At 71.2% G+C, this 11,906-nt stretch carries 11 protein-coding genes; all 11 read right to left on the bottom strand.

From position 1 onward, the window contains the following. Positions 1-153 precede the first annotated feature (153 nt). Genes WMF20_RS26800 through WMF20_RS26750 form a run of 11 tightly spaced genes read right to left on the bottom strand, consistent with a single transcriptional unit; the run spans position 154 to position 11,825 of the window. Positions 154-495 carry a cytochrome C oxidase subunit IV family protein gene (locus tag WMF20_RS26800; RefSeq protein ID WP_437604780.1) on the bottom strand — a complete coding sequence of 114 codons (342 nt, stop codon included), beginning with the start codon at positions 493-495 and terminating at the stop codon, positions 154-156. Between the two features lie 15 nt (positions 496-510). Then, complete coding sequence (locus WMF20_RS26795; RefSeq protein ID WP_437604779.1) at positions 511-1,176, bottom strand: cytochrome c oxidase subunit 3 family protein; 666 nt, start codon at positions 1,174-1,176, stop codon at positions 511-513. After that, on the bottom strand, positions 1,151-2,809 hold the full coding sequence (locus WMF20_RS26790; protein WP_437604777.1) for a cytochrome c oxidase subunit I: 1,659 nt from the start codon (positions 2,807-2,809) through the stop codon (positions 1,151-1,153). Before WMF20_RS26790 ends, WMF20_RS26795 begins: the two co-directional genes overlap by 26 nt. Then, positions 2,806-3,891, bottom strand: coding sequence for a cytochrome c oxidase subunit II (gene coxB / locus WMF20_RS26785; RefSeq protein ID WP_437604776.1), 1,086 nt, complete (start codon positions 3,889-3,891; stop codon positions 2,806-2,808). Before coxB ends, WMF20_RS26790 begins: the two co-directional genes overlap by 4 nt. Further along, positions 3,888-4,724 carry an SCO family protein gene (locus WMF20_RS26780; protein ID WP_437604775.1) on the bottom strand — a complete coding sequence of 279 codons (837 nt, stop codon included), beginning with the start codon at positions 4,722-4,724 and terminating at the stop codon, positions 3,888-3,890. The genes coxB and WMF20_RS26780 overlap by 4 nt, the downstream gene beginning before the upstream one ends. Next, positions 4,724-5,116: a hypothetical protein gene (locus WMF20_RS26775; protein WP_437604774.1), complete on the bottom strand. Its 393-nt coding sequence runs from the start codon at positions 5,114-5,116 to the stop codon at positions 4,724-4,726. The genes WMF20_RS26780 and WMF20_RS26775 overlap by 1 nt, the downstream gene beginning before the upstream one ends. Next, a complete protein-coding gene (locus WMF20_RS26770; protein ID WP_129577079.1) occupies positions 5,113-6,300 on the bottom strand; it encodes a hypothetical protein in 1,188 nt (395 codons plus the stop codon). The genes WMF20_RS26775 and WMF20_RS26770 overlap by 4 nt, the downstream gene beginning before the upstream one ends. After that, positions 6,297-6,929: a c-type cytochrome gene (locus WMF20_RS26765; protein WP_437604773.1), complete on the bottom strand. Its 633-nt coding sequence runs from the start codon at positions 6,927-6,929 to the stop codon at positions 6,297-6,299. Before WMF20_RS26765 ends, WMF20_RS26770 begins: the two co-directional genes overlap by 4 nt. Beyond that, positions 6,926-7,459, bottom strand: coding sequence for a DUF3341 domain-containing protein (locus tag WMF20_RS26760; RefSeq protein ID WP_437604772.1), 534 nt, complete (start codon positions 7,457-7,459; stop codon positions 6,926-6,928). The genes WMF20_RS26765 and WMF20_RS26760 overlap by 4 nt, the downstream gene beginning before the upstream one ends. Beyond that, positions 7,459-8,802: an NrfD/PsrC family molybdoenzyme membrane anchor subunit gene (nrfD, locus tag WMF20_RS26755; RefSeq protein ID WP_129577076.1), complete on the bottom strand. Its 1,344-nt coding sequence runs from the start codon at positions 8,800-8,802 to the stop codon at positions 7,459-7,461. Before nrfD ends, WMF20_RS26760 begins: the two co-directional genes overlap by 1 nt. Next, the gene (locus WMF20_RS26750; RefSeq protein ID WP_437604771.1) at positions 8,799-11,825 is read right to left on the bottom strand and encodes a TAT-variant-translocated molybdopterin oxidoreductase; all 3,027 of its coding nucleotides are present in this window, start codon (positions 11,823-11,825) and stop codon (positions 8,799-8,801) included. The genes nrfD and WMF20_RS26750 overlap by 4 nt, the downstream gene beginning before the upstream one ends. Positions 11,826-11,906 lie beyond the last annotated feature (81 nt).

The following is an 11,906-nucleotide window of genomic DNA, read 5'->3' as shown; positions in this document are numbered from 1 at the left end:
ACCGGGGCGGTGGATAGCCCACGTGCGCGGCGGCCGATGCGGTGGGATCGGCATCGCCCGACCGGCGGCCGATGCGGTGAGATCGGCGTCACCCGACCGGCGGCCGATGCGGTGAGATCGGCGTCGTGCGCCCCCCGACGGGGCGACCCCGCATCACCGGGGCGGGGCCGCGACCTCGGGCGGCGGCGGCGCCGGCGGGATCGGGCCGCGCGAGACCGTCTCGCGCGTCGCGACGTCGCTGACCATCAGCGTGAACAGCAGGCCGAGGAGGAGGGCCGACACGATCATGGGCAGGGCGTTCGCGAAGCGCTGCTCGATGAGGTGCATGAAGAAGAGGACCACGAGCACCGTCTTCGCCGCGGCGATGAGCAGCGCCGCGACGACGTCGGCCCGGCCGAGGTGGGCCAGCGAGAGGAGGTACGAGGCCAGCGTGAGCGCGAGCAGGACGAGCCAGACGATCACGTAGGTCCGCAAGGAGAGGTGTTTGACGATCATGGGCGCTGCGTGCCGTTAGCGGTGCATCAGGTAGAGCATCGGCCAGAGGAAGATCCAGATCACGTCGACGAGGTGCCAGTAGAGCCCGCCGAGCTCGACGTGCGTCTCGTTGCCCGCGCCGTACCGGCGCCGGAAGCACCCCCACGCGAGCCAGCCGAGGACCACGAGCCCCGCCGTGACGTGGATGGCGTGGAGCCCGGTCGTCAGGTAATAGAGCGTGAAGAACACCTTCGCGCCCGCCTGCGGGAGCTCCTCGAAGCGGTAGGCGGCGCCGGGGAAGATCCCCTCGTGGAAGTGCGCCGTGTACTCGACGCCCTTCAGCACGAGGAAGGCGATGCCGAGCGCGATGGCGCCGAGCAGGAGGCGGCCGGCCCTCGCGGGATTGTCGAGGCGCACGGCGTGGACGCTCAGCGCGACGAGCAGGCTGCTCGTCAGGAGGATCGCCGTGTTCGACGTGCCGATCACGGCGTTGTTGTGGGCGATCGCCGCGGTGAAATCGGCGCCGAACATCGCGCGGTAGGCGGCGTACAGGGCGAAGAGGCCGCCGAAGAGGAGGACCTCGCTGGCGAGGAAGATCCACATCCCGAAGTGCGCGGCGTGGGTCTGCTTCTCGAGATCCTCGAACTGCATGGCGAGCCGCGCCGGGGCGAGCGGCTCAGAGGGCGGCTGAGATTCGGGCATGGGCCTCCTCCTCGGTCAGCTGGTAGTCGTACGGGCCGCGCTCGACGATCGGCGTCACCGGGAAGTTGTGCGCCGGCGGTAGGGGCGGCGTCGCCCACTCGTAGCTCCGGGATCTCCATGGATTGGCCGGGGCGCGCGTCCCCCAGCGCAGGGCGACGAGGAGGTTCACGAGCGCGAGCACGAGCGCGCCCGCGAGCAGGTAAGCGCCGCCGGTCGAGAGGACGTTCAGCCACTGGTACTGCTCCGGATAGCTGTAATAGCGGCGCGGCATCCCGGCGTTGCCCAGCAGGAACTGCGGGAGGAACGTCAGGATGAACCCCAGGAACACGCCGAACGAGGTGAGCAGCCCCATCGCCTCGGAGTACATGCGGCCGAACATCTTGGGGAACCAGTAGTGCGCGGCCGCGAGGAACGCGGTGAGCGTGCCGCCCACCATGATGAAATGGAAGTGCGCGACGACGAAGTAGGTGTCGTGCCAGTGCACGTCGAGCGACTGCGTCGCCGTCGCGACGCCGGTCATGCCGCCGAAGACGAAGAGGAACAGGAACCAGAAGAAATAGAGCATCGGGGTGTTGAAATAGATGGACCCCTTCTGCAGCGTCGCCACCCAGGTGAAGACCTTGATGGCGGAGAAGATCGCGACGAACATCGAGAGCGCGCCGAAGACCCCGGCGTCGAACTCGCTCATCCCGGCCACGAACATGTGGTGCCCCCACCCCGTGAACCCGATGAACGCGATGCCGAGCGACGAGAGGGCGATCGCCCAGTAGGACGCCGGCTGCCGCTGGGAGAAGGTGCAGACGACCTCGCTGACGACGCCCTGGGCCGGGAGCACCATGATGTAGACGGCAGGGTGGGAGTAGAACCAGAACAGGTGCTGGAACAGCACGGGATCGCCGCCGAGCGCCGGGTCGAAGACGCCGAAGTGGTAGATGTGGTCGAGCCCGACGAGCAGGATCGTGAGGCCGAGGACGGGGGTCGCGAGCAGCATGATGACGCTCGTCGCGTAGTTGGCCCACACGAAGAGCGGCAGCCTGCCCCAGCCGATGCCGCGGGCGCGCATCGTGTGCGTCGTCGCGATGAAGTTCACGGCCGTCATGATCGACGACATGCCGAGGATGAAGATGCCGATCACGATCGGCAGGACGGCCGCGGGCGTGGTCGTGCTGTACGGCGGGTAGAACGTCCACCCGGTGTCCGCGCCCCCGGCGATGGCCGTCGCCAGCGTGATCACGGCGCCAACCGCGTAGACGTAGAGGCTCGCCAGGTTGAGGCGCGGGAAGGCGAGGTCCTTGGCGCCGATCATGAGCGGGAGGAAGAAGTTCCCGAAGACGTTCGGGATCGACGGGATCATGAAGAGCCACACCATGACCACGCCGTGGAGCGTGAACATGCGGTTGTAGGTCGGCGCGTCGATGACGGTGGGCCCGGGGGTCAAGAGCTCCGTCCGGAGGACGAGCGCGAAGGCGCCGCCGAGCAGGAGCATCAGCACGATCAGCGCATAGAACATGAGCCCGATGCGCTTGTGATCGGTCGTGAGCAGCCACGATCGCACGCCGGCGCCGGCGCGGAGGTAATCGAGCTCGTGCGAGCCGTGAACGGGCGCTGTCCCCTCGATCTCATGGGCCGTCATGGCGTCGTTATCCCTCCCGGCGCCGGGGCGCCGCCTCCGCTGACGCCGTCCCACGGCACGACGGGGCCGTGGGGGACGTCGCGGATCGATTTGATGAGCTCGATGATCGCGGCGACGTCGGGCGGCGTGATCTGCCCCAGGTACGACGGCATGACCGGCGAGAAGCCGCGGTGCAGGACGGCGAGCGGATCCATGATCGACTCCGTGATGTAGGCCTCGTCGGCGACGCGCTCGCCGCCGCCCTCGAGCGGCACGACGGCGCGGTAGAGCCCGGCCCAGGTGGGGCCGACGTGCTGCGTGCCGTCGAGCGTGTGGCAGCGGAGGCAGTTGTGCCGCGCGGCGGCGAGCTCGCCGCGCTGGGGCATCGTCGGCTCCGCGGCGGCGAGCTCGGCCCGGTCGGCGGCCTCCTGCGCGAACGCCGGCGTGCTCGCCGCGCCGCCCGCGAGCCAGCGCTCGTAGTCGGCCGGGGCGAGCGCGATCACCTGGCCGCGCATCTCGGAGTGGCTCGTGCCGCAGTACTCGGTGCAGAGGATGGGGTACGCGCCCGGCTCGCTCGCCTCGAACCAGACGGTGGTATACCGGCCCGGGACGACGTCCTGCTTGATGCGGAACTCGGGCACGAAGAAGCTGTGGACGACGTCCCGCGACGTCATGACGAGCCTCACCGGCCTGCGCGCAGGGACGTAGAGCACCGAGATCATGCTCTCTCCCTCCGGATAGCTGAACTTCCACATCCACTGCTTGGCCGTGACGTAGACGTCGAGCGCGTCCTCCGGCGGCGTGCGCAGGTCGACGAACTGGCGCGTGCCGATGTTCCAGAAGGTGAGGAACAGGAAGCCGAGGCCGAAGAGCGCCGCCGTCTCCAGGAAGAGCGCCGGCCGCGCGAAGGCCCCGGGGTGAGGCGTCGAGGTGTCCTGGACCCGGCGGCGATAGCGGATGAGGAAATACCCGCCGATCAGCGTGATCAGGGCGGCGCCCCCCATCGTCACCAGGATGACGAAGTAGTGCAGCCCGTCGACCTCGCCGGCCAGCGAGGAGCGCTGCTCGGGCAGGAAGAGCAGCTGGCGCAGGAGGTCGTTCATCGCGCGCCCTCCCGCCGACTGCGCCGCCGCCCCTGCCAGCCAAAGAAGGCGAGCAGCGCGACGACCCAGGTCAGGATGGAGGCCGCGCCGACCCGCAGGAAGCCGGCCACGTAAGGGCCGTAGCGGCGGCTCGCCGGATCGTAACGATAACACGTCATGAGGACGCGATCCAGGGAGGTGCCGACCTGCCCGCGGCTGGCCTCGAGGAGCGCGAGCCGGAGGTCGAGGGCGGAGAACTCGATGCCATAGAGATAGCGGGAGATGCGGCCGTCCGGCGTGAGCACGAAGACCGCCGCGGGGTGCGCGTACTGCTCGGTCCGCGGGTCGTACGCGAACCGGAAGCCGAGATCGCCGGCGAGCGCGCGGATCTCGGGGAGCTCGCCGGTGAGGAACGGCCAGGCCCCGCGATCGGGCGCGCCCGCCGCGCCGAGCGCCGACAGGGCCGCTCCGCGCTTCCGCGCGGCGGACTCCGGGGTATCCCGCGGATCGAAGCTCACCGTGAGCGCGCGGTACTGCTCGCCCAGCCGGTAATCGAGCTTCGTCATGCCGGCGACGAGGCCGCGCAGCACGAGGCCGCAGAGCGTCGGGCAGCGGTAATAGGCGAGGACGAGGAGGACCGGCCGCCGCCCGTCGAAGTGCTCCGCGAGCGGCGCGCGCCGTCCATCCATGTCCGTGAACTGGAGGGCCTTGTCCACGGCGCCCCCGAGGCGCTCGTCGATGTCGGCCTCGCGCGCGGCGGGCGGGAGCGACGGCGGATCCGCGGCGGCGGCGAGCGGCGCGCGCGAGAGCGCGAGGGCGAGGAGCGCGGCGGTGGACACGGGGTGCATCCTCATCAGCGGCTCTCCTCCACGACGAGGCTCATCGCGTCCTCGATCGGGATCTGCACGATCCCGCGGCCCCGGTCGGCCCAGCCGAAGCGGCCGAGCTCCTCGCGCTTCTTGCGGTTCAGCATCGTGCCGAGCCCCGCCTCGCCGCTGGCCGCGCGCTGGAAGAGCCGCTGATCCACCCCGGCCACCACGCCGCGCGGCTCGAAGCCCTCCTTGGCGCGCGCGACGGTCCTGCCCGCGGGGCGGAGCTCGGCCTCGCGGCCGCGCAGGATCATCCACGACCAGATGCCCAAGAGGAAGAAGATCACGACGACGGCGAACGCGACGGCGAGGATCCTCCGCCAGGGGAGGAGATCCTCTTCCTGGCGAACGTCGGGGCGGCGGTAATGGGACGTCATACGCTCTCGTAGCGGAGGGCGGCCGGCAGGGCCGGGTCGTTGATGGGGGCGAGCGGCCTGTTGCGCATGCGCAGCGCGGCGAACGCGACGCTCGCGCCGATCACGGCGAGGAGCGCCGCCAGATCGAGCCAGTGGAGCGGCGCGCGCGCGCCCGGGATCTCGGGCGCGACGAGCCAGTGCATGTCGAGGTAGTGCGCGGCGACGACCCAGGCGGCGACCGCCGACAGCCAGGCCGGCCGCCGCTTGATCCGGTAATTGAGCAGGATCGCGAACGGGATCACGAACCGCGCGAGCACGAGGACGAGCGTCTCTGTCCGCCACGGGCCGTGGGAGCGGCGCAGGAAGAACTCGATCTCTTCGGGCCTGTCCGTGATCCATATCAGCATGAACTGGAAGAAGGCGGCGTAGGCCCAGAAGATGGTGAAGGCGAGGAGCAGCCGGCCTAGGGCGTAGTAGTGCGACGCGCCGAGCCCGGGCAGGAGCCCGGCGCGCTCGGCGGCGAACGCGAGGACCGTGAGCAGCGCTATCGCCGCGACGAAGCCGCCGGCGAAGACGTAGACGGGGAACATCGTCGAGACCCACGTCGGCGCGAGGGACATGAGCCAGTCGAACGAGGCGAACGAGAGCGTGAGCGCGACGAGCGGGAGGCCGACGACGCTGATCACGCGGAGGCGGCCGCCGGCCGCGAGCGCCGGGGTCGCGTCGCCCCGGAGCGAGCCGCGCCGGAGCAGGGCGCCGAAGGCGAGCCAGACCGCGAAATAGATCGCCGTCCTGACGAGGAAGAAGGGGAGGTTCAGGTAAGGCTGCTTGTGCAGCACCACCTCCCTCACGTGCTCTTCGCGGATGGTCTCGGGATGAAGCCACTCGCCGTAGAGCGCGTCCAGCCCGAACAGGAGCGGGAGGAACAGCACGGCGAGGAGCGGCAGCGCGCCGACGATCGCCTCCGCGAGGCGGCGGACGGCCACCGGCCACGTCGCGTTCATGGCGTGACAGATCATGAGGAAGATGAGCGCGCCGACCGCCGTGGTCACGGCGTAGGCGTAGGCCGCGAGGTAGGCGTAGAAGAGCCGCTCGCGATCCACGAACGCGCCGGCGACGAGCAGCGCGGCGCCGACGAGGGCGAGGCCGAGCGAGCGCGTGACGATCGCGCGGCCGCCCCGGAAGACGGGGATGCGGAGGTTCACGGGAGCTCCTTCCGGGCGCGCTCGCGGAGGGGTGGAGGGAGCGCGTCGAGCGCGGCGGCGCGGCTCCTCCCGAGCGCCTTCACATAGGCCACGATCGCCCAGCGCTCGCCGAGCGGGATGTTCGGCTCATAAGACCGCATGAGCCCGTAGCCCTCGACGATGACCTGGTAGATGCGGCCGGGCGGGAACGCCTGCACGCGCGCGTCGACGAGCGACGGCGGGCGGCGCTGGGTCATGTTGCGCGCGACCTCCGACTCGCCGTCTCCGGCGATCCCGTGGCAGGCGGCGCAGAAGATCTCGAAGCGCTCCTTGCCGTACCGGAGCAGATCGAGCGTCAACGGGACCGGGATGCGCGTGACGTACGCGCCGCCCGCGACCCCGCGCGTCAGCCCGGGATCGCCGGTCGCGCGGTCGTTCGGCACGGTGCCCTCGGGCGGGCGGCGCATGACGGAGCCGTCGTTGAAGAGCTCGGAGGGCTGGTAGGGGAGGTAGCGCGCCTGGCGGAGCATGCGCTCGAGGTCCAGCGCGTCGGCGTCCCCGGGCTCGGGATCGGCCGGGGTCGACGGGGTGCACGAGAGGCAGAGCGCCGCGGCCAGGCAGGCGAGCGGGAGGAGGCGGCCGCGGTTCATGCGCGCCCCTTCCCGGCCCAGGCGACGGCGAGCGCGCCGAGATCGGTGAGATCGCGCTCGGCGAGGGGGCTGATGAGCGCCGGGTCGCGGGCGTCGATGCCTATCCAGAATCGATCGATGGTGGCGCGCTCGAACCCCGGGACATCGAAGATCGGGTTCCAGAGCTCGGGCAGCCGCGCGAGGACGAGCATCACGACGAACCCCGCCAGGGCGGCGGCGAGCACCGTCATCTCGAAGGTGATCGGCACGAACGCCGGGGGCGCGTGCCCCGGCCGCCCGCCGATGTTGAGGGGATAGTCGTACGCGTTGTTGTGCCACTGGACGAGGTAGCCCCCGGCGGCGCCCGCGAGCGCGAACGGCAGGACGATCCAGTTGAGCGGCGAGCGGCGCAGGCCGAGCGCCTCGTCGACGCCGTGCACCGGGTACGGCGTGAACGCGTCGAGCCTGCGGTACCCGCGGCTCCTGAGCTCCGCGATCGCCAGGAGCATCGCCTCCGGCGTCTCGAACTCGGCGAGCAGACCTCTCCGCATCAGTGCTCCTCCTTGCTGATCTCGCGGTTCAGCTCCTTGACCTCGGCTACCGGGATGAACGGCAACAGGCGCAGGAAGATGAGGAAGAGGAACAGGAAGAAGCAGAACGTCCCGGCGAACAGCGTGAGATCGACCCACGTCGGGCCGTAGGCGTGCCACCCGGACGGGATGAACTCGCGCTGCAGCCCCATGACGATGATCACGAACCGCTCCGACCACATCCCGACGTTCACGAGAATCGAGACGATCCAGAGCAGGATCATGTTGCTGCGGACGCGCGAGGACCAGAGCAGCTGCGGGACGGCGACGTTGCAGAACATCTGCGCCCAGAAGACGGCGGCGTTCGGCCCGCTCGGGCGCGCGACGAAGAACTGGTAGATCTCGTACTCCGAGCCGCTGTACCAGGCCGCGAAGAGCTCGATGATGTACGAGTAGATGACGATCCAGCCCGTGACGAGCGTCAGCTTGCTGAGGTTGTCGAGGTGCCGCTGGGTGACGACGCGCTCCAGGTGGAAGATCCGGCGCGCCGGGATGAGGAGCGTGAGCACCATCGCGAAGCCGGAGAAGATGGCGCCGGCGACGAAGAACGGGGGGAAGATGGTCGAGTGCCACCCCGGGACGAGCGATATCGCGAAGTCGCTGCTCACGATCGAGTGCACCGAGAGGACGAGCGGCGTCGCGAGGCCGGCGAGGAGGCCGTAGAGGAGGCGATAATGGCGGTAGTCTCGCGCGGAGCCGCGCCAGCCGAGCGACAGGATGCCGTAGATCACCCGGCGGCCGCGATCGGGCGCCCGATCGCGGAGGGACGCGAAATCGGGGACGAGCCCGAGGTACCAGAACACGAGAGAGACGGTGAAGTACGTGAAGATCGCCGCCGCGTCCCAGGGCAGCGCGCTCTTGAACTGAGGCCAGGCCCTCAGCGTGGAGGGGTAGGGGATGAGCCAGTACGCGAACCACGGCCGGCCGAGGTGCAGGAGCGGGTAAAGGCCTGCCTGGACGACCGCGAAGAGGGTCATCGCCTCGGCGAACCGGTTGATGCTCGTGCGCCAGCGCTGCTCGAGCAGGAGCAGGATCGCCGAGATGAACGTCCCGGCGTGCCCGATGCCGATCCAGAACACGAAGTTGATGATCCCGAACGCCCAGCCCACCGGGATGTTGTTGCCCCAGACGCCGATGCCGCTCACGATGGTGTAGGTGACGAGCGTCAAGAGCACGATCGTCCCTGCGCCGGTGACCGCGAACGCCGCCCACCAGAGCCGCGACCGCGGCTTCCAGACGACCGACAGCAGCTCTTCCGAGAGGGCCTCGTCGGTGGGCCTCCCGAGGATGAGGGGTTGTGTCACGGCTCGCCGAGCTCCGGGTTCTCGTTGTCGACGCGCGCGAGGTACATCGTCCTCGGCCGGGTCCCCTGGTCGTGCAGCACCGCGTAGCTCCGCGGCTCGTTCCGCCACGCGACCATCGGCGTCTCTGCGTGCTCGAGCGCCCCGAACTGGATCGCCCGCGTCGGACAGGCCTGCTGGCACGCCGTGACGACCTCGCCCGGGCGGATGCCGCGCTGCTCGACGCGCGCCGCGATCTCCGCGCGGCGGATCCGCTGGACGCAGTACGTGCACTTCTCCATGACGCCGCGCTCCCGCACGGTCACGTCGGGGTTGCGCTGGAGCCTCGCGAGCCCCGTGTTGTAGGCGTGGAGCTCGTGGTAATCGAACCAGTTGAAGCGGCGGACCTTGTAGGGGCAGTTGTTCGAGCAGAACCGCGTCCCGACGCAGCGGTTGTAGGTCATCTCGTTGAGGCCGTCGGGGCTGTGCGTGGTCGCGTTGACCGGGCACACGTACTCGCACGGCGCCTTCTCGCAGTGCTGGCACAGCATGGGCTGGTGGACGACGCCCGGGTCGCGCGGGTCGCCGGAGTAATACGTGTCGATGCGGAGCCAGTGCATCTCGCGGCTGTTCAGGACCTCGTCCCTGCCCACCACGAGGACGTTGTTCTCGGCCTGGCACGCGACGACGCACGCGCTGCACCCGGTGCAGATCGAGAGATCGATCGTCATGGCCCATTGCGCGAGCGGCACGCCGGGGGCCGACACCGCGGGCATGAGGGACGGCACCGGCCCCTTGAACGCGCTCGTGAAGTCGGGGTGCTCGCGGTAGACGGCGAGGGGGACGGAGAGCGCGATGGGCCGCCCGTGCACGCTGAAGTGCTTCTGCGTCAGGGCGAGCCGGTGCTTCTGATCCGGCCGCTTGCGCGCCGAGACGCCCGCCGCGAAGAACGGCGCGTCCGCGGTGCGGAGCCGGTACGCGTCGGCCCCCACGCCAGAGGCGATCGACTCGGCGCCGCTCCGCCCGTAGCCGAGCGCGAGCGACACCACGCCGTCGGCGTGCCCCGGCGCGACGAGGACCGGTATCGAGATCGTCCGCCCCCGGAGCTCGAGATCGACCACATCCTCGCTGTCGACGCCGAGCGCTCTGGCCGTGTCCGGGCTGAGCAGCGCGGCGTTGTCCCAGGTGAGCTTTGTCATCGGATCGGGCAGCTCGAGCAGCCACGGGTTGTTGGCGAACCGGCCGTCATAGACGCTCGCGTCGACCGAGAAGGCGACCTCCAGGACCTCCGCCGGCGCCGGGACCGCCGCCGCGAGCTGCCCGAGCGCCGCGAGGGCGCCGTCGGGCCGCAGCGCGGCGCCCTCGCGCGGGGCCGCGGTGCCCTCGACGAGCCCGCGCCGGAGCGCCTCCTCCCAGAACGCCTCGAAGTCGGCGCCGCCCCGCCGCGCCGACCAGGCGTCGCGCAGCAGCTCGCGCGCGCTCCGGCGCGGCTCGCCCGCGAACACGGCGAGCCCCTCGGAGGCGGTCCTGCCCTGGAAGAGCGGCTCGATGAGCGGCTGGACCAGCGAGATCGTGCCGTCGTAGGCGCGGGCGTCGCCCCAGGCCTCGAGCTCGTGCGCGGCGGGCACGAACCAGCCGCAGGCGGCCGCGGTCTCGTCCTCGTAGAGCCCGAGGTAGACGCGGTTCGGGACGGAGCGGAGCAGCGCCGCGAGCTCGAGATCCGCGGGCGCCGTGTAGGCCACGTTGTTCTCGAGGATCACCAGCGTATCGACGCCGCCGCGCCGGATCTCGTCGGCGAGCGCGGCGAGCTCCTGCTCGGCGGCGCCGGCCGAGATCAGGGTCGGCCCGGTGACCCACGCGGCGCGGTCGTTGCCGAGCGCCGCGTTCATGAGGTGCGCGAGCGCGTGGACCGGCGCGGGCTGCCGCTCCCCCGCGACGACGACGCTCGCCGCGGCGCCGCGCGCGAGGTCGCGCGCGAGCGCCCGGACGAACGGCTGCTCCTCGGCGCGCACGTGCGCCCGGAGCGGCTCGAGCGCGCCGAGCGCCTGGGGCGGGACGGCTCCGGGGCGCGGGCCGACCGCGAGGAAGAGCTCCGCCGCGATCGCCGCGGCGAGCGCCGGCACCTCGCTCGGGCGCTTGCGCAGCCGGTGGTCGGCCATGCTCCCGGTCGGGCTCAGCCCGGGCTCGACGACGTAGAGGCGGTTCATGGTGCCCGTCGGCGAGCCGACGCGCCTGCGCTCGGCGAACTGGCGCGCGTACCGCGCGCTGAACGGCACCGACGCGAGGAAGTCGGCGTCGAGCGCGAGGATGACGTCCGCCGCCCGGAAGTCGTACTGGGCCTGGAGCGGCGCGCCGAAGGCGAGCGCGGCCCCGCGCGCCGGATTGGCCGACCGGGCGGGCGCGTAGAACGTGAACCGCGCGGCCGGGTGGCGCGCCTGGACGCGGCCGATGAGGTCGAGGACGAGCGGCGAGCCGGTCGGCCGGAGGACGAACCGGAGCCCGGCGCCGCGGTCGGGCCGCGGTGCGCCGAACTGCTCGACGAACGCCTGCCACGCCGCCGGCGCCGCGCCGCGCCTCGCCGCGCGCGCCCGGTGCTGATCGTAGAGGCCGAGCACCGACGCTTGCTCGTAAACGCCGGTCGCGCCGAGGCTCGCCGGGTGCTCCGGGTTGCCCTCGACCTTCGTCGGCCGCCCCTCGTGGTTCTCGACGAGGATGCCCGTGGCGAACCCGTCGAGCTCCAGGCTGGTGGCGTAGTACCGGAGGATCCCCGGCGTCACCTCCGGCGGGGTCGTCACATAGGGCACGATCTTGTCCGCGGGCGTCGCTCGGCACCCGGAGACGCCGGCGAGCGCCATGCTGGCGCCGAGGAGCTTGAGCCAGCCGCGCCGGCTCACCGCGCCCGGGTCGCCCCCGCCGCCGGGGAGCTCTCGCGCCGCGGCCTCGCGGAGCTCCGGCGATTCGAGGAGGTCCGCGAGGCTGCGCCAGTATGCCTTGCCCGTCTTGCCGTCGAGCGCCGCGCTCCAGGGGGTCTGTCTCTGATCAGCCATCATCCCTCTTCAGGTCCTCGGCGGCCGGCGCCGCCGGCTCGAGTGCTCTCCGCTGTTCGCCGCATGCCGTCTCCTCGTCTC

The organism is Sorangium sp. So ce834, from assembly GCF_051521425.1.
GTDB classification, from domain to species: Bacteria; Myxococcota_A; Polyangia; order Polyangiales; family Polyangiaceae; genus Sorangium; species Sorangium cellulosum_D.
Note: the sequence above shows the minus strand (reverse complement) of the source record. Positions and strands in the feature narration are given on the sequence as shown.

Coding starts and splice junctions, on each gene's coding strand:
- WMF20_RS26800 (WP_437604780.1), bottom strand. CDS start 495: ATGATCGTCAAACACCTCTCCTTGCGGACCTACGTGATCGTCTGGCTC.
- WMF20_RS26795 (WP_437604779.1), bottom strand. CDS start 1,176: ATGCCCGAATCTCAGCCGCCCTCTGAGCCGCTCGCCCCGGCGCGGCTC.
- WMF20_RS26790 (WP_437604777.1), bottom strand. CDS start 2,809: ATGACGGCCCATGAGATCGAGGGGACAGCGCCCGTTCACGGCTCGCAC.
- coxB (WP_437604776.1), bottom strand. CDS start 3,891: ATGAACGACCTCCTGCGCCAGCTGCTCTTCCTGCCCGAGCAGCGCTCC.
- WMF20_RS26780 (WP_437604775.1), bottom strand. CDS start 4,724: ATGAGGATGCACCCCGTGTCCACCGCCGCGCTCCTCGCCCTCGCGCTC.
- WMF20_RS26775 (WP_437604774.1), bottom strand. CDS start 5,116: ATGACGTCCCATTACCGCCGCCCCGACGTTCGCCAGGAAGAGGATCTC.
- WMF20_RS26765 (WP_437604773.1), bottom strand. CDS start 6,929: ATGAACCGCGGCCGCCTCCTCCCGCTCGCCTGCCTGGCCGCGGCGCTC.
- WMF20_RS26760 (WP_437604772.1), bottom strand. CDS start 7,459: ATGCGGAGAGGTCTGCTCGCCGAGTTCGAGACGCCGGAGGCGATGCTC.
- WMF20_RS26750 (WP_437604771.1), bottom strand. CDS start 11,825: ATGGCTGATCAGAGACAGACCCCCTGGAGCGCGGCGCTCGACGGCAAG.